Annotated in this window: 26 protein-coding genes; 7 read left to right on the top strand and 19 right to left on the bottom strand. The window is 71.6% G+C overall.

What is annotated here, in order from left to right:
* Window positions 1-48: 48 nt before the first annotated feature.
* Window positions 49-741, top strand: coding sequence for an SIMPL domain-containing protein (locus F4558_RS01905; protein WP_197281439.1), 693 nt, complete (start codon window positions 49-51; stop codon window positions 739-741).
* Window positions 742-932: 191 nt separating this feature from the next.
* Window positions 933-1,376, top strand: coding sequence for a hypothetical protein (locus F4558_RS01900; RefSeq protein ID WP_167943013.1), 444 nt, complete (start codon window positions 933-935; stop codon window positions 1,374-1,376).
* Here the strand turns inward: F4558_RS01900 and F4558_RS01895 are convergent.
* Window positions 1,351-2,925, bottom strand: coding sequence for a hypothetical protein (locus tag F4558_RS01895; protein ID WP_167943012.1), 1,575 nt, complete (start codon window positions 2,923-2,925; stop codon window positions 1,351-1,353). The genes F4558_RS01900 and F4558_RS01895 overlap by 26 nt on opposite strands.
* Before the next feature lie 84 nt (window positions 2,926-3,009).
* Here F4558_RS01895 and F4558_RS01890 point away from each other — a divergent pair, with 84 nt between their 5' ends.
* The 3 genes from F4558_RS01890 (at window position 3,010) to F4558_RS01880 (ending at window position 6,205) form a co-directional block, all read left to right on the top strand.
* The gene (locus F4558_RS01890; RefSeq protein ID WP_167943011.1) at window positions 3,010-3,612 is read left to right on the top strand and encodes a hypothetical protein; all 603 of its coding nucleotides are present in this window, start codon (window positions 3,010-3,012) and stop codon (window positions 3,610-3,612) included.
* Window positions 3,613-3,701: 89 nt separating this feature from the next.
* Window positions 3,702-5,843 carry a M14 family zinc carboxypeptidase gene (locus F4558_RS01885; RefSeq protein WP_167943010.1) on the top strand — a complete coding sequence of 714 codons (2,142 nt, stop codon included), beginning with the start codon at window positions 3,702-3,704 and terminating at the stop codon, window positions 5,841-5,843.
* Between the two features lie 95 nt (window positions 5,844-5,938).
* A complete protein-coding gene (locus F4558_RS01880) occupies window positions 5,939-6,205 on the top strand; it encodes a hypothetical protein (protein ID WP_053652986.1) in 267 nt (88 codons plus the stop codon).
* A gap of 144 nt (window positions 6,206-6,349) precedes the next feature.
* Here the strand turns inward: F4558_RS01880 and F4558_RS01875 are convergent, their stop codons facing one another.
* Complete coding sequence (locus F4558_RS01875) at window positions 6,350-6,898, bottom strand: hypothetical protein (RefSeq protein WP_053652987.1); 549 nt, start codon at window positions 6,896-6,898, stop codon at window positions 6,350-6,352.
* Window positions 6,899-7,036: 138 nt separating this feature from the next.
* Here F4558_RS01875 and F4558_RS01870 point away from each other — a divergent pair, with 138 nt between their 5' ends.
* Window positions 7,037-7,390 carry a hypothetical protein gene (locus F4558_RS01870; protein WP_167943009.1) on the top strand — a complete coding sequence of 118 codons (354 nt, stop codon included), beginning with the start codon at window positions 7,037-7,039 and terminating at the stop codon, window positions 7,388-7,390.
* Window positions 7,391-7,442: 52 nt separating this feature from the next.
* Here F4558_RS01870 and F4558_RS01865 read toward each other — a convergent pair whose 3' ends face one another.
* The 4 genes from F4558_RS01865 to F4558_RS01850 all read right to left on the bottom strand — a co-directional run bounded on the left by F4558_RS01865 (window position 7,443) and on the right by F4558_RS01850 (window position 10,732).
* On the bottom strand, window positions 7,443-7,910 hold the full coding sequence (locus F4558_RS01865) for a ribose-5-phosphate isomerase (protein WP_053652989.1): 468 nt from the start codon (window positions 7,908-7,910) through the stop codon (window positions 7,443-7,445).
* A gap of 86 nt (window positions 7,911-7,996) precedes the next feature.
* A complete protein-coding gene (locus F4558_RS01860; protein ID WP_167943008.1) occupies window positions 7,997-9,196 on the bottom strand; it encodes a DUF1015 family protein in 1,200 nt (399 codons plus the stop codon).
* 89 nt (window positions 9,197-9,285) lie between these two features.
* A complete protein-coding gene (locus tag F4558_RS01855; RefSeq protein WP_167943007.1) occupies window positions 9,286-9,924 on the bottom strand; it encodes a hypothetical protein in 639 nt (212 codons plus the stop codon).
* A gap of 181 nt (window positions 9,925-10,105) precedes the next feature.
* On the bottom strand, window positions 10,106-10,732 hold the full coding sequence (locus F4558_RS01850) for a mycothiol-dependent nitroreductase Rv2466c family protein (RefSeq protein ID WP_167943006.1): 627 nt from the start codon (window positions 10,730-10,732) through the stop codon (window positions 10,106-10,108).
* A gap of 223 nt (window positions 10,733-10,955) precedes the next feature.
* On the opposite strand from F4558_RS01850, the gene pepN reads away from it, so the two are divergent.
* The gene (gene pepN, locus F4558_RS01845; RefSeq protein WP_167943005.1) at window positions 10,956-13,505 is read left to right on the top strand and encodes an aminopeptidase N; all 2,550 of its coding nucleotides are present in this window, start codon (window positions 10,956-10,958) and stop codon (window positions 13,503-13,505) included.
* 324 nt (window positions 13,506-13,829) lie between these two features.
* Here the strand turns inward: pepN and F4558_RS01835 are convergent, their stop codons facing one another.
* The 13 genes from F4558_RS01835 to kynU all read right to left on the bottom strand — a co-directional run bounded on the left by F4558_RS01835 (window position 13,830) and on the right by kynU (window position 25,916).
* Window positions 13,830-14,237 (bottom strand): DUF5130 family protein, encoded by a 408-nt coding sequence (locus F4558_RS01835; RefSeq protein WP_167943004.1) that lies wholly within the window; start codon window positions 14,235-14,237, stop codon window positions 13,830-13,832.
* Window positions 14,224-14,547: an aa3-type cytochrome oxidase subunit CtaJ gene (gene ctaJ / locus F4558_RS01830; protein WP_446685542.1), complete on the bottom strand. Its 324-nt coding sequence runs from the start codon at window positions 14,545-14,547 to the stop codon at window positions 14,224-14,226. Before ctaJ ends, F4558_RS01835 begins: the two co-directional genes overlap by 14 nt.
* A 48-nt stretch (window positions 14,548-14,595) precedes the next feature.
* Window positions 14,596-16,062, bottom strand: a complete 1,467-nt coding sequence (locus F4558_RS01825; RefSeq protein ID WP_167943003.1) for an amidase — start codon at window positions 16,060-16,062, stop codon at window positions 14,596-14,598.
* Between the two features lie 138 nt (window positions 16,063-16,200).
* Window positions 16,201-17,202, bottom strand: coding sequence for an amidohydrolase family protein (locus F4558_RS01820; RefSeq protein ID WP_167943002.1), 1,002 nt, complete (start codon window positions 17,200-17,202; stop codon window positions 16,201-16,203).
* A complete protein-coding gene (locus F4558_RS01815) occupies window positions 17,202-17,726 on the bottom strand; it encodes a 3-hydroxyanthranilate 3,4-dioxygenase (protein WP_053652999.1) in 525 nt (174 codons plus the stop codon). The genes F4558_RS01820 and F4558_RS01815 overlap by 1 nt, the downstream gene beginning before the upstream one ends.
* Window positions 17,723-18,145 carry a RidA family protein gene (locus tag F4558_RS01810; protein WP_167943001.1) on the bottom strand — a complete coding sequence of 141 codons (423 nt, stop codon included), beginning with the start codon at window positions 18,143-18,145 and terminating at the stop codon, window positions 17,723-17,725. The genes F4558_RS01815 and F4558_RS01810 overlap by 4 nt, the downstream gene beginning before the upstream one ends.
* Window positions 18,142-18,915, bottom strand: a complete 774-nt coding sequence (locus tag F4558_RS01805) for a 2-keto-4-pentenoate hydratase (RefSeq protein ID WP_167943000.1) — start codon at window positions 18,913-18,915, stop codon at window positions 18,142-18,144. The genes F4558_RS01810 and F4558_RS01805 overlap by 4 nt, the downstream gene beginning before the upstream one ends.
* A complete protein-coding gene (dmpG, locus tag F4558_RS01800; protein ID WP_167942999.1) occupies window positions 18,912-20,027 on the bottom strand; it encodes a 4-hydroxy-2-oxovalerate aldolase in 1,116 nt (371 codons plus the stop codon). The genes F4558_RS01805 and dmpG overlap by 4 nt, the downstream gene beginning before the upstream one ends.
* Window positions 20,024-20,959 carry an acetaldehyde dehydrogenase (acetylating) gene (locus F4558_RS01795; protein ID WP_167942998.1) on the bottom strand — a complete coding sequence of 312 codons (936 nt, stop codon included), beginning with the start codon at window positions 20,957-20,959 and terminating at the stop codon, window positions 20,024-20,026. The genes dmpG and F4558_RS01795 overlap by 4 nt, the downstream gene beginning before the upstream one ends.
* On the bottom strand, window positions 20,956-21,753 hold the full coding sequence (locus F4558_RS01790; RefSeq protein ID WP_053653004.1) for a 2-keto-4-pentenoate hydratase: 798 nt from the start codon (window positions 21,751-21,753) through the stop codon (window positions 20,956-20,958). The genes F4558_RS01795 and F4558_RS01790 overlap by 4 nt, the downstream gene beginning before the upstream one ends.
* Window positions 21,754-21,775: 22 nt before the next feature.
* Window positions 21,776-23,257, bottom strand: coding sequence for a 2-hydroxymuconic semialdehyde dehydrogenase (locus F4558_RS01785; RefSeq protein ID WP_053653005.1), 1,482 nt, complete (start codon window positions 23,255-23,257; stop codon window positions 21,776-21,778).
* Window positions 23,258-23,280: 23 nt separating this feature from the next.
* Window positions 23,281-24,618, bottom strand: coding sequence for an FAD-dependent oxidoreductase (locus tag F4558_RS01780; protein WP_053653006.1), 1,338 nt, complete (start codon window positions 24,616-24,618; stop codon window positions 23,281-23,283).
* Window positions 24,615-25,916: a kynureninase gene (gene kynU / locus F4558_RS01775; protein WP_167947180.1), complete on the bottom strand. Its 1,302-nt coding sequence runs from the start codon at window positions 25,914-25,916 to the stop codon at window positions 24,615-24,617. Before kynU ends, F4558_RS01780 begins: the two co-directional genes overlap by 4 nt.
* Between the last annotated feature and the right edge of the window lie 74 nt (window positions 25,917-25,990).

The following is a 25,990-nucleotide window of genomic DNA, read 5'->3' as shown; positions in this document are numbered from 1 at the left end:
TCCCTGAGGGACGTCTTGTACCTGGCATCCGCGCAGTCGGTCAGGTGGTTGGCGTACCGGGAGCACGGGGCGGAAGACAGTCTGGTTGGATCGGCGTTCATGCAAATGGTGGAACGCCCCTGGGGCATCACCGCGTTCGGTGCAGCGAGCGTGAAGGCCCTACCGAATCTTGTACGCGTAAGGTTCAAGATCGTACGGCTGGAGCAGACCCCGGCCGCCGCGTTCGAGGCGGCCCGCACAGCCGTGCGGGCCGTGCGCGGCGCACTGCGCGAGCACGGGATAGCCGACGCGGCGGTCGAGGGTTCGCGCCTGGACCTGAAGACAGCCACCGAATACGCGGACGGGTCACGCAGGTTCATCGGCTACCAGTGCCAGGCGGCCTTTGCGGTCCAGTCCGGCGTACTGGACGACGTCGAACCACTGCTGATCGACATCGTCTCGGCGGGTGCCAACGAGATCGAGGGCGTCGACTTCGACGTCACAGGCAAGCGCGAACTGCGGGCCGAGGCTCGGCGCCAGGCAGTGGCCGCGGCCCGGGCAAAGGCCGAGCTGTACGCCGAGGCCGCCAGCGTACGCATCGGTGCGGTCCTGCACATTGAGGACATCGACCCGGAACAGCCGGGCGCTGCCCGCTACCGCGGCCACGCCGAGGCCGCCGCGACGAGCGCCCAGGACCTCGCCCCAGGCCACGTCGTCGTGTCCGCCGCCGTGGTCCTTGGCTATGCCGTAGCCGGTGCCTGACCAAACCCGCAAGCGCGGACGCTCAACATCATGTGCGTGCAGCTGCCGCGAGGCGCGAGGTCATCAGGGCTCGGGTTACCTGCCGGCCCGTTTACTTCTCCCCCGCTGCGGATCTTGCCGTGGCGAGCGCGAGGCCGGCAGTCGTACAGACCCGTCCCGTCGGATGAGCTGGCGTGTGCGACGCTGCGGCCGTGCGTACCGTCTTCGTCTTTCCGGAATTGGGGCAGGCTTCCGTCGTCGCTCTGCTGGACCGGTTGTCTCCGGGCCAGAGGAATCCGTGGCTCGTGGACGGGTGCCTGTACGGGGAGCTGACCGGTGCGGGCGAAGACCTGTACGCGGATTGGGAGCCGGAGGCCGTGCGAGGGCTGACCAGGGCGTGCGGCCGGCTACCCGGTTGGGCGCTTCAGGTCGACGTCTCCGGCCGGGTCGACGGGACGGTTGAGGTACGCCGTCTGACGTTGGCGCTGCTCGTACGGGGCGGTGTCGCCGTGGACGACTACTCCGACCATCCGTGGACGGCAGAAGAGATCGCCGACGACGTGACGGTTGACGGTCTGCGCTTCTTCGACTTCGCCACCTACCACGAACGGACCAGGCAGCGGTCGGACCTCAGCCCGCCTGCACAGACTTCATGAGCCACGCGGCGAGCTGTGCGCTGACCTGCTCGCCGACGGCGGGCGCCGCGCGTTGGGCAAGTGCGCCGAGGTCGGCGCGTTGCGCGGGCGTGATGTCGAGTGTGGGCAGTCGGGTACGCCGCCAGGTGGTGTGGTCGGCGTCCCGCACGAGCCGGGTGAGGTCGGCGCGGCCGCGTCGGGCCAGCCCGGGATCCGGGTCGACGGCCAGGAGAAGGGCGGCGCGCAACCGCTCGGGTACGTCCCGGGTGCCGAGCAGCCGGTAGCCCGCGCGCCGCAACTCCACCCGCGGTCCGGCGAGCAACTGCCAGGGCAGCTCCGCCGCAAGGGTTGCCGCGACTGGTCGTAGCGCGTTGACGGCCTCGCGGACGACCGACGGTGACGGGTCCGTCAGCAGTGGCGTGACCTGGTGGGCGTCCACGGCGCCGAGGTGGCGGAGGCCGCGTACGGCCGCAGCGCGGATCTTCGCGGCCGGGTGGCTGAGAAGTCCGTCGAGCAGGTGCGCGTCGGACTCCGAGGCGGTTTCGCTGAACCCGGCGATCGCGCCCGGCGTGGGCTCCGGGCCACCGATCGACGCCCGGTAGTGCGCCCTGGCGTCGATGCCGGCGCGGCGCGCGGCCTCCCGGGCGATGGCCCGCACCAGCGACGCGGTGTCGTCGAGGCGCGTGGCCACCTCGGCCTGCTCCCCGAGGCGCAGCAGGCCGGTGAGGGCGACGGAGCGTACGTCCGGCCGACGGTCGCGGGCCAACCGCCGCAGGATCGGGAGCCGGCCGGTCCACACCGCTTCCCGGCAGGCGGCTTCGGCCGCGAGCGAACGGAGGCGTACATCGGTCTCGGACTCGGCGACGGCGACCAGGTCGTCGATGCGCAGCCGGCGTTGCGTCATCTCCAGTTCGAAGACGAGCCGCCGCTGGGCCGGCGAGCCTGCGGCGCCGACCACTCGGCGTACGGCTGGCGGTGCGCTGAGCAGCGCGGCCGTGACCTGGTTGACGGCGAAGCCGCCGCGCGTGCGTGCGTCCATCAGGAGTGCCATCGGCAGCGCCACCGGAAGGTACCTGGCCGGGTCGTCGGCGAGCAGCAACGCGAGACCCGCGCGGGCCGGCTCCCGGACCTGCGCGACCCAGTCCCCGGTGCGCAGCGCCAGGAACGGCAGCAGGTCGGGGCTTCGATCGGTGAGCATGACCCGCACCGCGCGTTCACGGACGTGGCCGTCGGAGTTGGTGCTCGCCAACGCCGCGACGAGCGGGGCCACTGTGGGCTGGTGCAGCCGCTTGATCAACTGGTTCAGTTGCGAAGACCGGCTGGGCCGGTGCCACACCGTCTGCCGGGCGGAGTTGTCGAGCCAGGCGGTGAGCCTCGGGGACTCTGCGATCACGGCGAGCGCCGCCCGACCCAGGTCGCTGTCGTCTGTGGCGGCGACGTCGGTCAGCAGGGAGGCGAGGTCGTCCAATGGCTCCCTGCCACCACCGACGGCACGGCGGGCAGCGGCGACGATTGCCGCCAACGCCACGTCCGCGCTGGGTCTGTCCCCGTGCCCCGGTGTCCACCTCACACGATCATGCTGCCGTACGCGATGCTCGGCGCGGACGCCAGCACACCCCTGGCGCCGCGCCCGATCCCAGTCCATGATCTCGCCATGACTCCCTCTCCGGTCGTCAGCCCCGTGGAAACGCGGCCCCGTCGTAACTGGTTCTTCCTTGTGTCACTGATCCCCATTGCTGTCGCGCTGGCCGGCTCCGTGATGTTGCTGTTCGTCCTCCGCTCCGAAGGTGACCTGGGACAGCCCCTCCCGCTGGGCCAGGCGGTCACCGTGCAGCTCTCGGACGAAAAGCTGGTGTGGTACAGGACGACCGATGGAGGCCCTCCTGACGTCACGTGCGCGGCGTCGCCAAAGGACGGCATCGAGATTGTCGAGTTCAGGCAGGAAGGCGCGCTCCTCAAGGGCATCACGCTCGACGACGGACAGTGGCGCGGCCTGCTCACGCTTCACGCCAGGCCAGCCGCCAGCTACGAGGTGACCTGCACGGCAGCGAATACCGGTCCGCAGGCGGCCCTGTCGATCGGTGATCCGCCACGCTTCTACGGCCCCAAGGAGACCGCACTGGGCAGCCTTGCGGCGTTGGGTGTGGCAGCCGTCGGCGCGGTCACCGGCCTGTTGCTGGCGGTGGCCCGGATGGTTCGACGCGGTGTACGCAGGGCCCGCCTCCAGCGGGAGCGCACCTCCGCACAAGGTGGGTGACCTGCTGCGGGCGCCCCAGATCTCTTGACAGGTGTCGATCCGTGCACTGGTGTGGGCAGCAGTGACATCGACGTCCGTCAGGAGGGCACATGATCGTCCGACGACGGTGGACAGCTGCCGCCACCACAGCGATCCTGATCAGCGCGGCACTGTCCCACCCCGGTCCGGCCACCGCGGCACCCACCGCGCCCGCACCCATCACCCTGACCACCACCGAAACCGCTCTGGTACGGGTGCAGCTGCGCGACCAGGCGCAGCTCGACCGTCTGGTCGCCAGCGGCGCGGACCTCGCCAACCGGCCCAGGGCCCGCGACGGACGGATCCTCGCCGACCTGGTGCTCACCGGCGCACAGCTCGCGGACCTGACCGCAGAGGGCGCGACAGCTGTGCAGATCGTGCAGCGCGCCGGGGACGGCAGCCGGCACTTCGCCGAGAGCGTCCGCGCGGCCCAGGCCCGCACCGCTGCCGGGCTGCGCGCGCCGTCGGCCAACGCTGGCGAGCGGACCACCACCGCTGCCGCCGTCGACACCCTCCAGGTGCAGCAGGCGTACTGGTGGACGACCGGCGGTCAGACGTTCCTCCAGGCCCAGGTGGCCACCACCGCCACCGACGACCCGGACGTGGAGATCACCGTCAGTTGGCGGACGGCCGACGGCGCCACCGGCTCGTTCCCGCTGTACCGGTTCGAGGATTCGGGTGAGTATCAGTACCACTACAACCTCCCCCAGCCGGTGCCGAGCCGGCCGGTCCAGTTGACCGCCACCTCCAGCCTCGGCGGGGTCAGCCGGGTGGTCACTCCGGCGCTCTGGCCGAACGCCACCCCGCCGCCGCTGCCCGCCGGCTACCAGAAGGACTTCATCGACGCGTACCTGACGCCTGTGGACATCCAGGCGCGGATCAAGCGGCTGGCCCGCCAGTACCGGGACCTGGTGGACGTCATCGACCTGCCGAACAAGACCCAGGGGTACCGGCGCACCGCCGCCGCGTACCTCGGTGACCCGGCGGTCGCCGCCGTGGTCGTCGAGTCGGTCCGCTTCGGCGACCAGAACATGAACGGCGTGCAGGTGCGCACTGTCGACCCGGGCCGGCGGAACCGACCGCTGACAGTCGGCTACCGCGACCGGGTGCTCACCGTCTCGCTGGCCACCGACACCGCCGGCAAGACGGTGAGCACCACCGACGAGGTCGCGGCGGCCATCAACGCCCGGCAACCGAACCGGTTCCGAGCCACCGTCGAGGACGGCTCGGCCGGGCTGCCCATGCCGGTCGCCGGCCCCGCCCGGCTCGACGACGGCCTCCAGGGCACCGAGGTGCCGGCGAAGCCGTGGACGGTGCAGGCGCTGCGCCTCGGCGTACACCGGGACGGCTCCCGGGTCGGTGTGCTCGCGTACTCCCAGGAGCACGCCCGGGAGTGGGCCACGCCGCTGGTGACGCTTGAGTTCGCCGAGCGGATGCTCGCCAACTACCGCACCGACGCGGCAACCCGTGAGCTGCTGGAACAGGTGGACATCTTCGTCATCCCGACGGTCAACCCGGATGGCGCGAACTACTCGTTCAACGACTACAACTTCCAGCGCAAGAACCTTGTGAACCACTGCACCGGGCCGGCCCGCGACCCGAAGAACCGCAACTCGTGGGGCGTCGACGTCAACCGCAACTACACGGTCGGGTCGTACTTCGACGGGTACGTGGGCGCCAGCGCCAACTGCCTGTCCGGCAACTACGCGGGCACGGCCGAGCTGTCCGAGGCCGAGAGCAGCAACGTCATCGCGCTTGCCCGGGCCCACACCAACATCAAGTTCGCGATGAACGTGCACTCCTACGGCGGGTACTTCATGTGGCCGCCGGGGGCGTACCGGGCCGACGGGCGGATCACGCTGCCCCGGCCGTCGATCGACGAGTCGACGCTGTTCCTCAACAGCGCCCGGCGGATCGTCGGCGCCATCGCGCAGGAACGCGGCACCGTGACCTGGCCGTCGCAGACCGGCCCGGTCGCCGACGTGCTCTACTCCGCCGCCGGCAACTCCGCCGACCAGCTCTACTACGAGCTGGGCATCTTCGCCTGGGACTTCGAGGTCGGCAACGACAGGTGGAACCCGACGACGGGCGAGTGGGAGGGCGTCGGCTTCCAGCCGCCGTTCGACGAGGCACACGGCGAATCTCAGGAGTACGCCGGCGGGCTGGTCGAGCTGGTCCGGGTGGCCCGCGACTACGCAGCCGCCCAGGGCTGACCCTCAGGCGGTGCCGCACCCGATCGTGGGCGCGGCACCGCCTGGTGGCATTTCGGCTGTTTCCGGCCGGTTGCCGTCGGGTACGGCTTCTCTTCATGGAGACGAAGAGCACCGCACATTTGATCGGCGGCCCCCGGGACGGCAGCACCCACGACACCGGTGGAGACGCCCTCGTAGAGATCGAAATCGACGGCATGATGCACCGCTACATCCGGACCACCAAGCACCACGACGACGGCGGGCCGCTCTACAACTACGACGGGATGGTCGCCCCCGACGGCGGCGAGCCCGGCGTCGAGGACCCGGCCGCCCGGGTCGTCTCACCGCGCGCCGACGCCGAGGGGCACGGCGGAAGCCACTGACCCGCACAACGACGGCACCAATCGGACCGGCCGGCCACGGATGAACCGTGGTCGGCCGGGTAAGCAGCGGCACTGCCTGGTGGGGAGACGACCGGTGTCGCGCGGGCGGGCGGCGAGAGCCCGCCCGCCCGGGCGTACGCCGGATCAGGTGTTCGTGGAGATCCAGTTCCAGGCGGAGACGACCCACTCGGTCTGCTGGAGCCACGCCACGCCGAGGCCGACGAGGAAGACAGCGGTCGCCAGATGGGCACCCCGAGCGGTACGCCGGACCCGTCCGAGCTGCCGCTCCAGCACCATTCGGCCGATCAACCGGGACAGCGCGAACAGGCCGACCGCCACCAGCAGGCTCAACACCAGCACCAGCAGCGGGCCCGACAGGTCACCCTGACCGGAGAGCGCCCAGATCCCCCAGCAGACGAACGCGAACAGGCCACCCGCCGCGCTCCACTCGCCGCCGCGCCGTAGCTGCGCCAGCCGCCAGCTCAACGGCCGGCGCGGCGCCTGCTCGCCCGGCCAGCCCGTCCCGGTCGGCTCCTGCCCGACAACCGGGAACGGCACGGTACGCGGGTTGGCCGACTGACCCACCGGCGCCACACCACGGCGGAAACCGTCCCGCTGTGGCGGCACACCGACGCCGGCCTGCGGTGGCACCTCCACGGTTCGCTCCGCCCACGGCTGCGTCTGGTCTGCCATCTTGTCCTCCCCCTGACCGGCGGCACCAACACCGCCTGAACCCGAGGGTAGCCAGCCGGCAAATCGGTCGCCGAATCCCGTACGTCGCGGACCCGCACCAGGTGTCGGATACGACACCGGCCGGGGTACGGTCGACTGATGGGTGACCCGGACCGACGCAGGCGACGGCTGCGGCACCAGATCGCCCCCGACCCGGCCGGGCCGGGCGTCGACGGGTCGACGGTCAGCACGGCCGGTGTGCACGACGGCGTGGAGTCGCCACCGCCGCCGCGCCGCCGCAACGGCAGCGCCAACGGCGACGAGCGTGACGGCGAGCGGGGCCTGCGCGGGCTGGTCGGCTCCGGCTCGTCGCAGGTGGGGCTGAGCGCCGCGCTGCGGGCCCGGGACGCGGCACGGCCCACCGACGCCGACCTCGCCGAGGCGGAAGCCCGGGTGGTCGTCGTCCGGCGCAACTGGGTGCCCCGCGAGGACCTCCCCCGCGCGCCACGCTGACCGCGCCGAACACGGTCAGCGCAGGCACGGTCAGCGGTAGCCCGCGAGTAGGTCAGGGCAGGTCGGGCAGCTGGCGGGTCCGCTCGTACTCGGCGACCTGGTCGATACGCCGTGCGTGCCGCTCGTTGCCGGAGAACGGGGTGTTCAGGAACGCCTCGACGATGGCGGTGGCCTCGTCCAGGGTGTGCTGGCGGGCACCTACAGCGACCACGTTCGCGTTGTTGTGCTGGCGTGCCAACTCCGCGGTCTCGACGCTCCAGGCCAGTGCGGCGCGTACGCCCGCGATCTTGTTCGCGGCGATCTGCTCACCGTTGCCGGACCCGCCGATGACAATGCCGAGAGCGTTCTCGTCGGCCACCACCCGGTCGCCGGTGTGCAGGCAGAAGGCCGGGTAGTCGTCGTCCGGGTCGAAGTTGTGCGGGCCGACGTCGACCACGTCGTACCCCTGCTTGGCCAGATAGTTGGCCAGGTGCACCTTCAACTCGAAACCGGCGTGATCGGATCCCAGGTAGACGCGCATACGCGCAGTCTCTCAGGCCGCTGTCGGGGACGCCGCAGGGGCGGCGTCCCCGAGCCGGGTATGTCACACAGGTGCGCGGGGCACCGTCAGTGCGGCAGCTCCGCGACCACCAGACCCCCGCGCGCCTTCGGGGTGAACCAGGTGCTCTTGCGGGGCATCTTCTCCCGGGCCAGGTTCACCGCGACGAAGTCCTCCACCGTCACCGGCGCGATCAGGATGGCCAGCTCGGCCCGGCCGGCGTCGACTTCACCGGTGAGCCAGCTCGCCGGGTAGTCACCGCCGACGTAGGTGATCCGCTTGTCGCCCGGCTCCAGTCCCAGCGCGTCGCGCAGCAGCAGTCGCTCGACCTGGGCGTGGTCCAGGTTCTCCAGCCGGTCGGCGGCGGTGGCGGGCAGCCGCACCGCGTACCCCTGGCCCGCGAGCCAGAGATGGACGGTGCCGCCGGCCGCCGGAACCTCGACCGGGCCGTCGATCGGCTCGACCTCCGCGCCGGACGCGCGCAACCGGTCGAGCAGCTCGGCGGGGGTGGTGGTCAGCTCGCTGACCAGCCGGTTGTAGGGCTGAATGGCCACCGACGCGGGGGTGGTCACCACGGCCAGGAAGCGCGGCAGCCCACCGGTCTGGGCGGCCAGGCTGCGGTGGTTGCCGTCGGCGACGACCAGTTCGCCGCCGCTGGCGAGGGCGGTGAGCGTGTCCTGCTCCGGCCCGGGGCCGATCAGCCAGATGGCGTGGGTGCGCCCCGCCTGGTCGGTGTCCGTCGCGGCGGGCACGCCGGCCGTCTCGGTCGCCGCCGCGAGCGCGGCGTGCAGCTCGTCGCCACTGCCGGTCTGCAACAGGAGTACGGGTGAGAGCAGGTGACCGAGCGCCTCGGCCAGCGCCACCCGCTCACGCACCTTCGCGATGAAGACGTCCTCGTTGCGGATGACCAGGCCCGGCTCGTCGGCCCGGGTGGAGATCTGGTCGGTGTCCACCATCGCGAACAGCCCGTACGCCGGGGACTCGTCGGGGGCGCTGATCCGGTACAGCACCACCACCTGCTCGGCCGGGGTGTAGCTGCCGTCGGCCTTTGCCTCGGCGAGGCGGGCCACCGAGTCCGGCAGCGCGTCGAGGAAGGACTTGCCCAGGCTGTCTGGCGCCCGGTGCGGCATTTCGATGCCGAGGGCACTGTGCGGGTTCGCCTCGATGATCGAGGTGATCTCCGCGTCGTCAGCGAACTCGTCATAGTTCTGCGCGCCGGTGCCGCCAGTGGTGATCCAGGCCCGGGCGATCGGATGCACGACCGTCATGCCCACTGACGCTACCGGCGCTGGCGGTACCACCGGCGGGGACCCGCGCGGCGTCCACCAGATGAAAGTGCTGTAGCAGGGTTCCGAGGTCAGCCGGCGCGACCGGATGCGCCGTTGTGCCGGCGGTGCCGGCCGGCGACCACCGGACCGCCGTTGTTGCCCCGCCGGCCGGTCCCGACCGGGCCGCTTATCGCGTTGCGGCGGGGCGAGGCGGGCGGCCCCGGCACGGGACGCTCGGGCGGCGGCGCCGGAACCGGCCGCGGGCTCAGCGGCGGCGTCGGCACGGGACGCGGAGCGGTGGGCGCCGGCGGGGGCGGGGCCGGCTCAGCCGGAGCTGCCGCCGTTACGGGCACCGGCGCGGCCGCGACGGCCGGCACAGCCGCAGGCACGGGCGCGACGGACGGCACGGGCACGACGGACGCAGGCGCGGGCACGGCTGTCGGCACGGGCTCGGCGGCCGACGTGGTCGACACCACCGGTGCGCTCCCGGCCGGCGCGGCGGGCACGCCCCCGGCCGGCGAGGTGGGCGGGGTCAGGCGGGAGGTGACAGGCACCCGGGCCACGCCGACCACGATGGGCGGCGCGAGCATGTCCACGAGGTGTGCCGGTAGGTCGGGTCGGACCGTAGGCCAGCGGGAGTCGTCGACCGACCAGTACGCCGGGTCGGGAGTCTCGATCACCCCCTGTCGGGTCAACTGATCGTCACCGGACGCACGGTGCTTCGCCATCGGGATTGCCTCCACGAGCTGCGGGGTGCGGCCCTGCGGGTCGCTGCGGCGGACACCGAGGGAAACGACGCCGCCCGCCTACCGGTGACGCCGTGACCGCAAGGCGTACCCGTCGTCCGGCGCGGCGCGCCCCCGCCAGGGCAACCGAGGATGACCGGACGGGGGCGCGGGTATGCGTGGATCAGTCGAAGATCGGGCCCTGCTCGCGGGTGCGCTTGAGCTCGTAGAAGCCGGGGGTGCCGGCCACCAGTAGCACGCCGTCCCAGAGCCGGCCGGCCGCCTCGCCCTTCGGCGCTGGCGTGATCACCGGGCCGAAGAACGCGACAGGGCTGCCGTCCGGGCCGGGCGCGTGGACGACAGGGGTGCCCACGTCCTGGCCGACCGGACGCATACCGGCCTCGTGGCTGGCCCGCAGCGCCTCGTCGTACTCGGTGCTGTCGGCTGCCGCGGCCAGCGCCGGGTCCAGGCCGGCGTCGGTAAGCGCGGCGACGTACAGCTCGTGGCCCCGCTCCTCCCGGCCGAGGTGGATCCGGGTGCCGAGCGCGGTGTAGAGCGGGCGCAGGGCGTCGTTGCCGTACCGCTGCTCGGCGGCGATGCAGACCCGCACCGGCCCCCACGCGGTCTTCAGGAATTCCCTGTACTCCTCGGGCAGCTCGTCCCGGCCGTCGTTGAGCACGGCCAGGCTCATCACGTGGAAACGAATGTCCACGTCACGGACCTGCTCGACTTCGAGCAGCCAGCGGGACGTGATCCACGCCCACGGGCAGGCCGGGTCGAACCACATGTCGGCGGTGACACGATCGGTCACTGTGAGGTCCCTTCATGGCGGTGGTGGCGTCAGGTGTGCGACGCCGCACCTTTGATCCTCACCCCGCAGCCCATCGACCGGCACCTGGACGAGAGCGTGACCTCGGCCACCGCGGGCTGCCCGTCCGTGGAAGACTCGGGGCCGGGCCGGCGCCAGGAGTGGTCGGCAGACGGCGCCGCCGGGCGTACGGCGAAATGTGGGATGGAGACGAACAGTGCCGGGAGTGCGCAACCTGACGCAGGTCGAGGCGACCGAGCGGGCCAGCCTGCTCGACGTGATCGGGTACGACATCAGTCTGGACCTGTCAACCGCCGTGCTGGCGGCCGAGGGCCGCACGTTCCGGTCGACAACCGAGGTCCGGTTCGGTTGTACCGAGCCGGGTGCGAGCACGTTCATCGAGCTGGCCGCCGAGTCGGTGCGATCAGCAACCCTGAACGGCGCTCCCGTCGACCTGTCCGACTGGTCGGCCGAGAAGGGCCTGACGCTCACCGGCCTGGCCAGCGAGAACGTCCTGGTCGTCGACGCGGACTTCGCGTACTCCAACAGCGGCCAGGGGCTGCACCGCACCGTCGACCCGGTCGACGGCGAGACGTACCTCTACAGCCAGTTCGAGACGGCCGACGCGCAGAAGGTGTTCGCCTGCTTCGACCAGCCCGACCTGAAGAGCGTCTACACCTGGCACGCCACGGTCCCGGCGCACTGGCGGGCCGTGTCCAACATGCCCGTGCAGCGCGAGGAGCCCGCGGGTGAAGGGCTCAAGACGCTGCACTTCACCGAGTCGCCCCGGATGAGCACCTACATCACGGCGATGTGCGCCGGGCCGTACCACGAGGTGCGTGACACCCACGACGGCATCGACCTGGGTGCGTTCTGCCGGGCGTCGATGGCGCAGCACATGGACACCGACGACCTGTTCCTCGTCACCAAGCAGGGCTTCGACTTCTTCCACGAGAAGTTCGGTGTGCGCTACCCGCTGCCGAAGTACGACCAGCTGTGGGTGCCCGACTTCAACGCCGGCGCGATGGAGAACTTCGGCTGCGTGACGCACGCCGAGTCGCACTACCTGTTCCGCTCGCAGGTCACCGACTTCGAGTACGAGCAGCGGGCCAACACGATCCTGCACGAGATGGCCCACATGTGGTTCGGTGACCTGGTCACCATGCGCTGGTGGAACGACCTGTGGCTCAACGAGTCGTTCGCCGAGTGGGCCAGCCACTGGTGCAACACCCACGCCACCCGGTTCACCGAGGCGTGGACGACGTTCCTGTCCATCCGGAAGAACTGGGGCTACCGGCAGGACCAGCTCTCCTCCACCCACCCGGTCTACACCGAGATGCCGGACATGGAGGCCGTCGAGGTCAACTTCGACGGCATCACCTACGCCAAGGGCGCGAGCGTGCTCAAGCAGCTCGTCGCGTACGTGGGTGAGGAGCCGTTCGTGGCCGGGCTGCGGGCGTACTTCGCGAAGTACGCGTGGGGCAACGCCACCTTCGACGACCTGCTCACCGAGCTGGAGGCGGCCTCGGGGCGGGAGCTGCGCAAGTTCGCGGCGCAGTGGCTGGAGACCGCGCAGGTAAACACGCTGCGGCCGGAGCTGACGATCGGCGCGGACGGCACGTACGAGCAGGTGGTGGTGCGGCAGGAGGCGCCGGCGGCGTACCCGACGCTGCGTACGCACCGGATCGGCGTGGGCCTCTACGACCTTGTCGACGACCGGCTGGTGCGCCGCGAACGGTACGAGGTCGACGTGACCGGCGAGCGGACCGACATCGCCGAGCTGCGCGGTGTGCGGGCGGCCGACGTGCTGCTGCTCAACGACGACGACCTGAGCTACACCAAGCTGCGCCTGGACGACCGGTCGATGTCGACTGTGGTGCAGCACATCGGCGGCTTCGACTCGTCGCTGGCCCGCGCGCTGTGCTGGACCGCCGCGTGGGACATGACCCGCGACGCCGAGCTGGCCGCCCGTGACTACGTGGCGCTGGTGCTGGCCGGGCTGCCCGCGGAGACCGACATCAACCTTGTCACCGCCACCCTGCGTCAGGCCACCACCGCACTCACCCTGTACGCCGACCCGGCGTGGGCACCGACCGGCTGGGCCGACCTGGCCCGTACCGCAAAGGACGCGCTCGCCGCGGCCGAGGCCGGCAGCGGCTTCCAGCTGGCCTGGGCTCGGGGGTACGCGTCGGCGGCACGCTCCGACGAGGACCTGGCGACGCTGCGCGGCTGGCTGGACGGCACCGGCGCGCCCGAAGGGCTGACAGTGGACACCGAGCTGCGCTGGGCGGTTCTCGGCGCACTCGTGGCCAACGGCGCGGCCGGCCCCGCCGAGATCGAGGCGGAGCTGGCCGGTGACCGCACCGCGAGTGGCGAGCGGGAGGCCGCGTACGTGCACGCACTGGTGCCCACCACCGCCAACAAGGCGGCCGTCTGGGATCTGCTGACCGGCCCGGAGGCGCTGCCGAACTGGCGGCACCGGGCACTGTTGCAGGGCTTCGCCCACCCGACGCAGGTGGAGCTGATCACCCCGTACCGGGAGCGGTACTTCGCGGCGGTCGGCGCGGTGTGGGCGACCCGGGACAGCGAGCCGGCGCAGGAGTTCGCCCAGTTGGCGTACCCGGCCTACCTGGTGGACGACGACACTGTGGCGGCCACCGACGCGTGGCTGGCCGAGGACGGGCATCCGGCTCCGCTGCGCCGCCTTGTCGCCGAGGGCCGCGACGGTGTGGTGCGGGCGCTCAAGGCCCGCGCGAAGGACGCCCAGCGCGCCTGACCGCTACCACCGCCGGGGGTCGGCGTGGGTGTGAACCCGCGCCGGCCCCCGGCGTTATCGTGACGAAAGGAGGTGGACGTGATGGCACATCCGATCTACCAGTGGCAACCACCGGATCGGGGCTGGCAGGAGCAGGACCTGTTCGACCTGCCCACCGACGGCAACCGCTACGAGATCATCGATGGGAGCCTGACCCGGTGACCGATGACGAGCCGTGGGAGATGCGACTCGACCCGTCCGCCTGGCCGCGCTGACCGACAGCCCTGGACAGACCGAAGCCCGGCCCGCCGAGAGCGGGACCGGGCTTCGTCGTACGAGGTGGGCTCAGCCCTTGCCGGCGTGGCTGGCCAGCTGGTCGAGGCCGTTGATGATGCCGCCGGCCAGGTCACCGCCGCTGAACGCGCCGACCATGGAGAGCGCGGCCAGCTTGGCGTACGTGTCGGGGATGCGCTTACGGGCGTGCCGCCCTGTGACGATCTCCAACTGGCGCTGGTTGGGCGACACCGCGATCAGCACGGACCGGTCGGGGTCGGCGAGCTGGCGGTGCAGCCGCTGGGCGTGCTCACGGACCGGCTCGTCGAGACCGCCGACGAAGATCGAGAAGACCAGGCCGGTGCCCTGGTCGGCCAGGCGCAGGGCCTCGTCGATGCGCAGCAGCTGGCGGGTCGAGAACGGCCCGTCCAGCACCTCCGGCGGGTTTTCCGTACCGGTCTGCTTCTCACCAACGGTCACTTGCGCCTCCGGTTCCACCGGCCGGCGCCTCGACGCTGGCCTGCTCAAGCTTGTGGCTGGTCAGGGCGGGTGCCTGCGCGCCCGCCGCCAGCGCGGTGCCGGCCGAGTCGGCCAGCTGCCCCGGGCGGCCCAGGAACCAGACCGGGGTGAAGTCGAAGGGCCGGCCGGGCCGGTAGCGCTTGGCGCCACCGCCGCCGCCGCCGGTGCCACCACCGCGGCTTCCGGCGTACGCCAGGCCGGCGATCACCAACACCGCAGCCACGGGGATGCCGACGAAGACCAGCAACGTCTCGGTAACAGACAATCCCAACGCCCCCAGGCGGAAGAAGGACCTCGAACAACCGGGCCGGATGGACGGTCACAATGGTGGCCGGCCGATTCCGTCGCTATTCACGTTAGCGGAGTCGACAGCCCGCCAGATTGCGGGGTGGCGATCCCACCAGTCACTGGAGTATTCCAGTTGCGCAGCCGTCTCGAGAAGCCGCGCGTCGTCGCCGTACCGGCCGGTGAGCAGCACACCGACGGGCAGCCCGTCGGCGGCTGTGGTGCCGACCGGCAGGGACACCGAGGGGTCGCCGGTGACGTTGAAAATGGCACAGTAGGGCGAGAATCGGCGTTGCCTGTCGAAGTCGGCTGCCGGGTCACCGTCGGCAGTGAACCATCCGATGGGCGCCTGCGGCGCGGCGAGCGTGGGGCAGAGCAGCATGTCGCATCCGGCGGTACGGCGGGCGCCGAGGCGGACCTGGGCCTGCAACTCGCCGAGGGTGGCTGCCAACGTGCCGGCGGAGATCTCGGCGCCCCGGGCACGTAGCAGCCGGGTCAGGGGCAGCAGCTCCGCCTCCCGCTGCGGGTCCACCGGGGAGAGCGCCAGCACGTACCAGATGGTCTCGAACAGCGGCCACGCCTCGGGGCCGAGCGGCGGTGGCACCTCGACCACTTCGTGGCCTGCGGCGGTGAGCAGCGCGGCGGCCCGGTCGACGGCGGCCACGCAGTCGGGGTGCACCGGCTCGTCGGCGAGCATCGGCGTGGTGAAACGGCCGATCCGCAGCCGGCCGGGGTCGGCCCGGCGGGCCGCGGCCAGGTATCCCCCGGGCGGGGCCGGCGGCGCCAGGTAGGGCTCACCGGGCACCGGCACTGCCATTACGTCGAGCAGCGCGGCGACGTCGGCGACGGTCCGTCCGAGCGGGCCGCTTGTGGGCAGGCCGAACGCGCCGGAGCCGAGCGGCCCGCCGGACACCACGCCGCGACTGGGCTTGTAGCCGACCAGGCCGCAGAGCGACGCCGGGATGCGCAGCGAGCCGCCACCGTCGGAGCCCTGGGCGACCGGGACCAGCCCGGCCGCCACGGCCGCCGCCGCGCCACCACTGGAACCCCCTGCGGTGTACGCCAACTGCCACGGGTTGCGGGCCGGCGGCGCGACGCGGCCCTCGGAGTAGAGCGAGCAGCCCAGCTCGGACGTGGTCGTCTTGCCGAGGCTGACCAGGCCGGCGGCCTTGATGAACCGGACCACGTCGGCGTCGACGGGCGGGACGTAGTCGGCGAAGGCAGCCGAGCCGAAGGTGGTGCGGACCCCGGCGGTGAGGGTGAGGTCCTTGATCGCTGTGGGTACGCCGTGCAGTGGCCCGCGCGCCTCGGCCGGCACGGCGTCGGCGGCCCTGGCGGCCTCCCGGGCGAGTTCCGGGGTGACGGTGACGAACGCGCCAACGGTGTCGCCGAGGGCTGCCACCCGGTGCAGGTAGTGCTCGACGAGGTCGACGCTTGACAACTCACCTCGGGCCATGGCGGCTGCCTGCTCCAACGCGGTCAGGTCGTGCGGCTCAACCATCCCGTCATCCTGCCGCCCAGCCGGTTCCGACGAGCGCCGCCACGCAGATCTTGGACAGTTTCCGTCCGCCCGGAACGGAAACTGTCCAAGATCTGCTCGCGCCCCGGCGGGGCGGCGGCGCCCCGGCGGGGCGGACGCTCAGCCGTGCAGGAAGCGCAGGGCGTTCGCGGACAGCAGCTTGTGGCGCTCGTCGTCGGTCAGGAAGTCGGCGGCCCGGACCACCGCACCGGCCGGCCGCTCGCCCAACGGGTACGGGTAGTCGCTGCCCACGAGCACCCGGTCGGACCCCATCGTGTCGACGAGCAGCCGCAGCGCCGGAGCCGCGAAGACCACCGAGTCGACGTGGAAGCGGTCGAGGTAGCTGCTGGGCGGGCCGGCGGACGCGCCACGGACCAGGTCACCCCGCCGGTGCCAGGCGTTGTCGGCGCGACCGAGCCAGAACGGGAAGCTGCCGCCGCCGTGCGCGAAGCAGATCCGCAGCGTCTCCGGCACCTTGTCGAAGACGCCACCCAGGATCATCGCCAGCACCGACAGGTGCGTCTCGGCGGGCATTCCGGTGAGCCAGCGGGCCATCCACCTGTCCAGCCGAGGGCTGTTCGGCATGTCCCACGGGTGGACGAAGACCGGAGCGCCCACCTCGGCGCAGTGCTGCAGGAAGGTGACCACACCGGCGTCGTCCAGGTCGCGGTCACCGACGTGGTTGCCGATCTCCACGCCGACGTGCCCGGCTGCCAGGCAGCGGTCCAGTTCGGCGCAGGCGGCGTCCGGGTCCTGCAACGGCACCTGGCAGAACGGCACCAGCCGGTCGCCGCCGGCAGCGGTGAGCTCCAGTGTCAGGTCGTTGAAGATCCGAGCCACCTTCACCGCCTGGTCGGCGGGGCGGTCGTAGCTGAAGAACACCGGGGTCGGCGAGACCACCTGCACGTCCACGCCGTCGGCGTCCATGTCGGCAAGCCGCCTTGACGCGTCCCAGCACTCGGCGCCGATCGGGCGGAACTCCGTCTCCCCCACCATGATCATCGCAGCGCGTTCGGAGTCCACACGCAGCCACGGCCAGCCGGACCCGCCGCACGCCGCGCCGAGATCCGGCCAACCCTTCGGTACGACGTGCGTGTGCACGTCGACGACACCTGTCGTCATCAGCCCTTACCCGGGTGCAGGGTGCCGCAGTTGGCGCAGGTACGCGCCTGCTCGTCGGCGTAGAACGACTGGAACACCGGCGGCAGGTCGGCGGCGATGTCGCGGACCTGCAGCTCCACCTCGTGCACCTTGTTGCCGCACTCGGGGCAGTACCACTGGAACTTCTCCAGGGTGCCCTCCTCGCGGACCCGCTCGACGACCACACCGATCGAGCCGGCCTCGGGGCGCTGCGGCGAGTGCGGGGTGTTCCGCGGCAGCATCCACATCTGCCCCTCGCGCACGTGCACCGTACGCGGACCCTCCGGGGTCATGAGGTTGATGTGCATGTTGCCCTTGACCTGGTAGAAGAACTCCTCGTACGGGTCGACGTGGAAGTCGGTCCGCTGGTTGGGGCCGCCCACCACCATCACGATGAAGTCGTCGCCGCCGGGGAACATCTCCTTGTTGCCCACTGGCGGCTTCAGCAGGTGCTGGTTGTCCGCGATCCAGCCCGGAAAGCTGAACGGTTCGGCGATTTCACTCACGACTGACCTCCCGAGGGAAGAAGGGCCACGGCCTGGATCTCGATGAGCAGGTGCGGGTGCGGCAACTGGTGCACCGCCACCGTGGTGCGGGTAGGCCCCGATGCGTCGAAGAACTCCGCCCACACCTCGTTGTAGCCACCGAAGTCATTCATGTTGACCAGGTACGACGTCACCTGCACCAGGTCGGTGAGGTCCGCGCCTACCGACCGCAGCAGGTCCCGGATGTTCTCGATGACCGCGCGCGTCTGTGCACGGATGTCGAGGTTCGTGGTGCCGAGTTCGTCGACCTCGACACCGGCGAACGTGTTGTCCGGCCGGCGTGACGACGTACCGGAGACGAAGACGAACCCGCCCGCGACCTTGACGTGTGGGAACGCGCCGCGTGGCACGGCCTTGCCGGCCACGATCCGCGCGGTCATGACGCCGCCTTCAGGGACGCTGTGCCCAGCTTCTCCACCACGGCGCGGACGTGGGCGCCTGGGCGCAGCGGGACGGCCGCGGTGGCAGCGCCGGCCAGGAAGACCCAGCCGGACTCCAGACGTACGCCGTGCCGGCCGGCCAGCCGGATGCCCTCGTCGAGTGCCCGACGCGGGTCGCCGAGGATCGCCGCCGTCGAGCCGACCTGCGCCACCCGGCCGTCGACCTCCAGCAGCACGCCGAGGTTGTCCAGCCCTGCCGGAACCGGCGACCACGGCCCGATCACGAAAGCGGCGGCCGAGGTGTTGTCGGCGATCACGTCCGGCAGCGAGAAGCGGAAGTCGGCGTACCGGGAGTCGATCAGTTCGATGGCCGGGGCGACAGCGCGGACCGCGCTGGTGAAGTCGCCCACCGGCTCGCCCGGCTCGGGCAGCCGGTCCAGCAGGAAGGCCACCTCCGGCTCGACCCGGGGATGGATGTACGCGGCCGGGTCCACGACGCCACCGTCGGGCACCCGCATCGCGTCGGTGAGCCGCCCCCAGATCACCTCGTCCACACCGACCTGGGCCATCTTCGCCCTGCTTGTCAGCCCCATCTTCAGCCCGATGAGCCGCTCGCCGCGATCCAGCCGACGCTGCACGAGCGCGGCCTGCACGCCGTACGCGGTAGGCACGTCGAGCCCCACCTCGGCGGCGAGCTGCGGGATCGCCGTGGCGGTGTCGGCGGCCTCGCCGAGCTTCGCCGCGACGCCCAGGGTGTCCACGCCGATCATGCTGCATCATCCTTCGTTCGCGACTGCCCGGCTCGCAGACCCGGCTCGCTCCTCGCGCTCACGGGCTCCTTAGCGGCCAGGTCGAGTGCCACGTCCACGATCATGTCCTCCTGGCCGCCGACCATCCGACGGCGACCCAACTCGACCAGGATCGACCGGACGTCGACGCCGTAGCGCTCCGAAGCCCGCTCCGCGTGCCGCAGGAAGCTGGAGTAGACCCCCGCATACCCAAGGGAGAGCGTCTCGCGGTCGACCTGGACCGGCCGATCCTGAATAGGGCGGACGAGGTCGTCCGCAGCGTCCATCAACGCGAACACGTCGCAGCCGTGCTTCCAGCCGTGCAGCTCGGCGACCGCCACGAAGACTTCGAGCGGCGCGTTGCCGGCGCCCGCGCCCATGCCGGCGAGGGAGGCGTCGACGCGGACGATCCGCCCGGACGGGGAGCCGAGCGGCCCGGCGCCGAGGATCCGGCCGTGCTCGACGGCGAGCACGCTGTTTGCCACGCCGAGGGACAGGTTGTGGTGGGCGTGGATGCCGATCTGCGTCTCCGGCTCCAGCACCTGCCGGTACGCGTCGACCCGCTGCGCCACGTCGGACATCAGCAGCCGGCCGCCGGAGTCGGTGACGTAGACGCAGTGCGCCCCGTACGACTCCATGAGCTTGGCCTGCCCGGCCAGCCCGGCCGGATCGTTCATGTGCGACATCATCAGGAACCCGGACACGTCCATGCCGTTCTCCCGCGCCCAGGAGATGTGCTGGGCGGAGATGTCGGCCTCGGTGCAGTGGGTGGCGATCCGCACGCTTGTCACGCCGAGGGCCTTCGCGGCCTTCAGGTCGGCGATGGTGCCGATGCCCGGCAGCAGCAGGGTGGTGAGCTTCGCCGTGGTGAGCACCTCGGCGGCTGCCGAGATCCACTCGGCGTCGCTTGCCGCGCCGTGGCCGTAGTTGACGCTCGACCCGGCGAGCCCGTCGCCGTGCGCCACCTCGATCGCGGCCACCCCGGCGGCGTCCAGCGCGGCGGCGATCGTCCGCACCTGGTCGACCGTGTACTGGTGGGCGACGGCGTGCATGCCGTCGCGCAGCGTCACGTCCTGGATGTACAGGTCGGTCATCGCGCAGCCACCTCCGAGGAGCGCAGGGCCACCAGCCGCTCGGCGGTGCGCAGCGCGGCGGAGGTCATGATGTCCAGGTTTCCGGCGTACGCCGGCAGGTAGTGCCCGGCACCGGAGACCTCAAGGAAGACCGACACCTGTAGGGCGGTGAGCTGCCGCCCGAGCGTCGGCACGTACGTCCGCACCCGCTCGAACTGCACGTCCTGCTTGAGCCGGTAGCCGGGGACGTACTCCTGGACCGTCGCCACCATCTGCGCCACCGAGGCGGCGATGGCTGTGGTGTCGGCGTCGGCGTCCGGGCAGAGGCAGTAGACGGTGTCGCGCATCAGCAGCGGCGGGTCCGCCGGGTTCAGCACGATGATCGCCTTGCCCCGCTCGGCGCCGCCGACGACCTCGATGGCTCGCGCCGTGGTCTCGGTGAACTCGTCGATGTTGGCCCGGGTGCCCGGCCCTGCCGACTTCGAGGCGATCGACGCGACGATCTCGCCGTACACCACAGGCGTGACCCGCCCGACGGCGGCGACGATCGGCACTGTCGCCTGCCCGCCGCAGGTCACCATGTTGACGTTCGGCTCGTGCAGGTGCTCGTCGAGGTTGACCGGCGGCACCACGTACGGGCCGATGGCGGCCGGGGTCAGGTCGACGACGGTGCGGCCGTGGGCGCGCAGCACCTCGTCGTGGTGCCGGTGCGCGCCGGCCGAGGTGGCGTCGAAGACCAGCTCGACGTCCGCGAACTCGGGCATCGCGACGAGTCCGTCGACGCCCTCGGCGGTGGTGGCGACGCCGAGCCGGCGGGCACGGGCCAGGCCGTCGGAGGCCGGGTCGATGCCGGCCATCGCCACCATCCGCAGGCTGTCACTCAGCCGCAACACCTTGATCATCAGGTCGGTGCCGATGTTTCCGGAACCGAGCACCGCCACGCCGCCACTCATGCTGACTCTCCTCGCGAGAAGCAGGCCCGCACCGAGCCGAGCCCCGAGATCCGTGCCTCGTACGCGGCACCGGGGGTGACCGACACCATCGGCCCGAGCGCCCCGGAGAGCACCACGTCGCCGGCCCGCAACGGGTCACCGGCGCGCGCGAGCGTGCCGGCCAGCCAGTGCAGGGCGAGCAACGGGTTGCCCAGGCAGGCCGCGCCCGCGCCCACCGAGACCGGCTCACCGGCGTGCTCCAGCACCATCCCGCACAGCCGCAGGTCGACGTCGGCGAGCCGGCGCGGCGAGGTGCCGAGCACGAAGAGCCCGCTGGAGGCGTTGTCGGCGACGGTGTCCACGATGGAGATGTCCCAGGCGGCGATGCGCGAGTCGACGATCTCGATGGCCGGCAGCACGTGGTCGACAGCGCGGATCAGGTCGACGGTCGTGATCTGCGGATCGTCGAGGTCCCTGTCGAGCACGAACGCGATCTCCGCCTCGACCCGAGGCTGGAGCAGCCGGTCGATGTCCACCTCGACGCCGTCGCCGACAGCCATGACGTCGGTGAGCACGCCGAAGTCCGGTTGGAACACGCCGAAGGCTTCCTGCACGACCCGGGAGGTCAGCCCGATCTTCGCGCCGACCCGGCGCTCGCCGCGGTCCTGCCAGGCCCGCGCCTGGAGCTGCTGCACGCGGTACGCCGACTCGACGTCCCCCTCGGGCAGCAGCCGCCCACGCAGCGGTGGACACGGTTTGCCGGTGCTGCGGGCCTCGGCCAGCTCCCGGTTCGCGCCCTCGATGTCAGCTTTCATGCCCGCTCCTCGCTGCGCCGGGTCACGACAGATCCACGCAGACGTTTGTGAGTTCGGAATAGAAGTTCAGTGAGTGCACGCCGCCCTCGCGGCCGATGCCGGACGCCTTCACGCCGCCGAACGGGGTCCGCAGATCCCGCAGGAACCACGTGTTGACCCAGACGATGCCGGCGTCCAGCCGGGCGCCGGCCCGGTGCGCGACGCCGACGTCCCGGGTCCACACGGTCGCCGCCAGGCCGTACTCGGTGCCGTTGGCCAGCGCGTACGCCTCGTCCTCGGTGTCGAACGGCGCGACGTGCACCACCGGGCCGAAGATCTCCTCGCGGTTGGTGCGGGCGTCCGGTCCGAGGCCGGTGAGCACTGTCGGCTGCACGTACGACCCGCCGTCGCGGGTGTCACCGAAGGTGGGCACACCCCCGCCGGCCAGCACCTCGGCGCCCTCGGCGCGGGCCAGGTCGTAGTGACTCAGCACCTTGGCCCGGTGCTGCCGGGAGATCAGCGGCATGGTGGCGGTGGCCTCGTCGGTGGGCCAGCCGTACGCCAGTTCGCCGGCCCGCTTGGCGAGCCGGGCCGTGAACTCCTCGAAGACCGGTCGCTGCACGTAGATGCGTTCGGTGCACAGGCACACCTGCCCGCCGTTCGTGAAGCTGGACCGCACCGATCCGGCCACCGCGGCGTCCAGGTCGGCGTCGGCGAAGACCAGGCCGGCGTTCTTGCCGCCCAGCTCGAAGCTCACCGCCTTCACGCCGTCGGCGGCGGCCCGCATGATCGCCCCGCCGGTGGCCGACTCGCCGGTGAAGGTGATCGCGTCCACCCCCGGGTGGCGGGTGAGGAACTCGCCCGCCGAGTCCGGTCCGAAGCCGTGCACCAGGTTGAACACACCGGCCGGTACGCCGGCTGCGGCCATCACCTCGGCGAGCACAGTGGCCGAGGCGGGCGTCTCCTCGCTGGGCTTCACGATCACCGCGTTGCCGCAGGCGAGCGCCGGGGCAACCTTCCAGGTGAGCAGCAGCAGCGGAAGGTTCCACGGCACGATGACAGCGACCACACCGACCGGCTTGCGGACCGCGTAGTTGAGAGCCCGACCGCCGGTCGGTGTGACAGTGGTGAACGACTCGGTGGGTGCGGTCGCCACGATCTCCGCGAACGCCCGGAAGTTCGCCGCGCCGCGCGGGATGTCCAGGGTGCGGGCCTGGGAGATGGACTTGCCGGTGTCGGCGACCTCTGCGGTGACCAGGTCGTCGAAGCGCCGCTCCAACTCGTCGGCGACCCGGCGCAGCACCTCGGCGCGTTCCCGCTCCCCCATCCGGCCCCACGGGCCGCGCAGTGCCGCCCGGGCGGCGGCCACCGCGTCATCGACTGTGGACCGCGATGCCTCGTCCACCTCGAAGACCTGCTCACCCGTCACCGGGCTGACCTTGGCGAACGTCGACCCGCCGTCGACGAACTCGCCGCCGACGAAGTTGCGCAGCCGCTGTGGCTTGGCCGGCGCCCGACCGGTCATCAGCTCGGGGTCCCAGTGGCCGGTCATCCGCGCCGCCCTCGGCTGAGCGCCGTGCCGACCGCGCCGGCCAGCAGCAACGCGACACCACCGGCGATCGCGCCGAGCACCCGGTGCTGCCGCCGGACCCGACGGCGAACCTCGGCGTACGGGGTGGTGGAGAAGGACACCAGCTCGTACTGGGAGACGTACCGGCCGGGCAGTGCCCGCTCCAGAGCGTGCTCCACCCGTCGGCTGAGCTGGAAGACCGGCGAGGCGACCTTGTCGCGCATCTCCACGAAGTTGGTGAGCGCCATGGTCGCGATGGCCTCGGCGTTCTCCTGTCGCCGCTGCTGGTACAGCGGCAGCGCCTCCGACCACTCGTCGGCGCACTCGTCGAGGCAACGGTCCAGTTCGACGACGTCCTCGAAGGCGCAGTTGGCGCCCTGCCCGTAGAACGGCACGATGGCGTGCGCCGCGTCGCCCAGCAGACCGACGGTGCCGTTCACCTGCCAGGGAGCGCAGTGGACGGTGCCGAGCACACCCACCGGGTTGTTCTCGTAGTCGTCCACCAGGTTCGGGGCCAGCGGCACCACGTCCGGGTAGTGCCTCGCGAAGTAGTGCTCGATGGCCGCCGGGTTGTCCAACGCCGCGAAGCTGCCGGTGCCCTCGTTGGGCCAGAACAGCGTGCAGGTGAACGAGCGGTCCGGATTCGGCAGGGCGATCATCATCGAGGTGCCGCGCGGCCAGATGTGCAGCGCGTCCGGGTCCAACGCGAAGTCCCCACCCAGCGGCGGCAGGGTCAGCTCCTTGTACCCGTAGTCGAGCAGGTCCACGTTCTCGGTCAGCAGGCCGTCGGCGAGCAACTGTCCACGTACTGCGGAACCCGCGCCGTCGGCGCCCAGCACCACGGACGCCTTGGCGGCGACCTGGCCCTGCGGGGTCTCGAAGGTAAGGCTGCCGTTCGTCGGGTCGAGCCCGACGAGACGGTGGTCGAAGACGACGCGTACGCCGGGCAGCGCGGCGGCGGCGTCCAGCAGGGCGTTGTTCAGCGCGCCCCGGCTGATCGAGTTGATCGCCCGGTCACCGGCGGCGCTGTACGACTGGAACTGCGGCTCCCCCTCGACCGGGTGGATCATCCGGCCGCGCATCGGCAGGGCGTCGGCCATCACCTGCTCGTCGAGGCCGACGCGGCGCAACGCGTCGAGGCCACGCTCGGAGAGCGCGAGGTTGATCGAGCGTCCACGCTCGGCCGTGCCGGCACGCGGGTCGGGCCGACGCTCGTACAGGACCACCGGGTAGCCGCGTCGCGCGAGGAAGCAGGCGGCAAGGCTACCGGCCAGCCCGGCGCCGATGATCGCGATCTCGTCGCGCCGGGAGGTCATCGCGGTTGCCCCTTCGTTGAGTACTGCCCGACCGTCGCGGCGAGCGCGGCGGCGGCCCGCCAGCAGTCGTGGTAGGTGGAGTAGAGCGGAACCGGGGCGAAGCGGACGATGTCCGGTTCCCTGGCGTCGGCGACCACGCCGTGCTCGTGCCGCAGCCTCTTGGTCAGCTCGGCGGCGTTGCCGGCACCGACCCGGACGGAGAGTTGGCAGCCCCGACGGACCGGGTCACGGGGTGTGACGACCTGCAACGGCCGGTCGGCGGTGACCTCGTCTAGCAGGCGCTCCAGCCAGCGGGTGAGCCGCAGGCTGCGCTCGCGCAGCGCCGGCATGCCGATCGAGTCGAACAGCTCCAGCGAGGTGCGTACCGGCCCCATCGCGAAGATCGGCGGATTGGAGATCTGCCAGGCGTCGGCGGTGGCCGGTGGACGCGACTCCGGGGTCATCTCGAAGCGGGTGGCCGCCTCGGTGCTCCACCAGCCCTCGAAGCGGGGCAGGTCAGGGTTGCCGAGGTGGCGCTCGTGCACGAAGACGCCACCGAGCGCACCCGGACCGGAGTTCAGGTACTTGTAGGAGCACCAGGCGGCGAAGTCGACGTCCCAGTCGTGCAGGGACAGCGGCACGTTGCCGGCGGCGTGCGCCAGGTCCCAGCCGACCACCGCGCCGGCGGCCCGCCCGGCTGCCGTGATCGCCGGGATGTCCATCAGCTCGCCGGTGAGGTAGTTGACGCCGCCGAGCATCAGCAACGCCACCGTGTGGCCCTCCCGGGCCAGGAAGTCCAGGACGTCCTCGGTGCCGAGCGTGTCGGTGCCGGGTCGGGGCTTGAGCCGCACGACCGTGGCGTCCGGGTCCAGACCGTGGAAGCGGGCCTGGCTGCGCACCGCGTAGCTGTCCGAGGGGAACGCCGTGTCCTCGATGACGATGCGGGTGCGCTCCCCCGCCGGGCGGTAGAAGCTGACCATCAGCAGGTGCAGGTTGACGGTGAGCGAGTTCATCACCACGGTCTCCGCGGGCCGGGCGCCGACAAGTCGGGCGGCCGGAGCGGTCAACAACTCGTGGTACGGCAGCCAGGGCCGCCCCGCCTCCACATGCCCCTCGACGCCGAGCCGACGCCAGTCGTCCAGGTCGGCGAGGAGTTCGTCACGGGTCGCACGTGGTTGCAGGCCGAGCGAGTTGCCCGCCAGGTACGCCGACTCGGGGTGCTCGCCGCCGTCGGCGGGCGGCACGTGGAAGAGGTGCCGGTGACCGGGGTCGGCCTCGTCGAGACGCAGCGCCTGCGCCTCGGCGGTGGCGACGTCCAGTGAGTCGGCTTCGCCCGCGGCGAAGGCCAGGGGGTCGGTTGCAGGGGTGTCCACAGGGGTGTCTCGCTCTCGAT

This window comes from Micromonospora profundi (assembly GCF_011927785.1).
GTDB classification, from domain to species: Bacteria; Actinomycetota; Actinomycetes; order Mycobacteriales; family Micromonosporaceae; genus Micromonospora; species Micromonospora profundi.
Note: the sequence above shows the minus strand (reverse complement) of the source record. Positions and strands in the feature narration are given on the sequence as shown.

Bases quoted from the DNA above. Each gene is read 5' to 3' on its own strand.
- F4558_RS01805 (WP_167943000.1), bottom strand. From the start codon at position 18,915: ATGATCGGCGTGGACACCCTGGGCGTCGCGGCGAAGCTCGGCGAGGCC.
- F4558_RS01880 (WP_053652986.1), top strand. From the start codon at position 5,939: ATGGAGACGAAGAGCACCGCACATTTGATCGGCGGCCCCCGGGACGGC.
- F4558_RS01795 (WP_167942998.1), bottom strand. From the start codon at position 20,959: ATGAGTGGCGGCGTGGCGGTGCTCGGTTCCGGAAACATCGGCACCGAC.
- dmpG (WP_167942999.1), bottom strand. From the start codon at position 20,027: ATGACCGACCTGTACATCCAGGACGTGACGCTGCGCGACGGCATGCAC.
- F4558_RS01855 (WP_167943007.1), bottom strand. From the start codon at position 9,924: ATGGCGAAGCACCGTGCGTCCGGTGACGATCAGTTGACCCGACAGGGG.
- F4558_RS01825 (WP_167943003.1), bottom strand. From the start codon at position 16,062: ATGGTTGAGCCGCACGACCTGACCGCGTTGGAGCAGGCAGCCGCCATG.
- F4558_RS01875 (WP_053652987.1), bottom strand. From the start codon at position 6,898: ATGGCAGACCAGACGCAGCCGTGGGCGGAGCGAACCGTGGAGGTGCCA.
- F4558_RS01865 (WP_053652989.1), bottom strand. From the start codon at position 7,910: ATGCGCGTCTACCTGGGATCCGATCACGCCGGTTTCGAGTTGAAGGTG.
- F4558_RS01860 (WP_167943008.1), bottom strand. From the start codon at position 9,196: ATGACGGTCGTGCATCCGATCGCCCGGGCCTGGATCACCACTGGCGGC.
- F4558_RS01780 (WP_053653006.1), bottom strand. From the start codon at position 24,618: ATGACCTCCCGGCGCGACGAGATCGCGATCATCGGCGCCGGGCTGGCC.
- F4558_RS01890 (WP_167943011.1), top strand. From the start codon at position 3,010: ATGACTCCCTCTCCGGTCGTCAGCCCCGTGGAAACGCGGCCCCGTCGT.
- F4558_RS01820 (WP_167943002.1), bottom strand. From the start codon at position 17,202: ATGACGACAGGTGTCGTCGACGTGCACACGCACGTCGTACCGAAGGGT.
- F4558_RS01785 (WP_053653005.1), bottom strand. From the start codon at position 23,257: ATGACCGGTCGGGCGCCGGCCAAGCCACAGCGGCTGCGCAACTTCGTC.
- F4558_RS01870 (WP_167943009.1), top strand. From the start codon at position 7,037: ATGGGTGACCCGGACCGACGCAGGCGACGGCTGCGGCACCAGATCGCC.
- F4558_RS01885 (WP_167943010.1), top strand. From the start codon at position 3,702: ATGATCGTCCGACGACGGTGGACAGCTGCCGCCACCACAGCGATCCTG.
- F4558_RS01810 (WP_167943001.1), bottom strand. From the start codon at position 18,145: ATGACCGCGCGGATCGTGGCCGGCAAGGCCGTGCCACGCGGCGCGTTC.
- F4558_RS01790 (WP_053653004.1), bottom strand. From the start codon at position 21,753: ATGAAAGCTGACATCGAGGGCGCGAACCGGGAGCTGGCCGAGGCCCGC.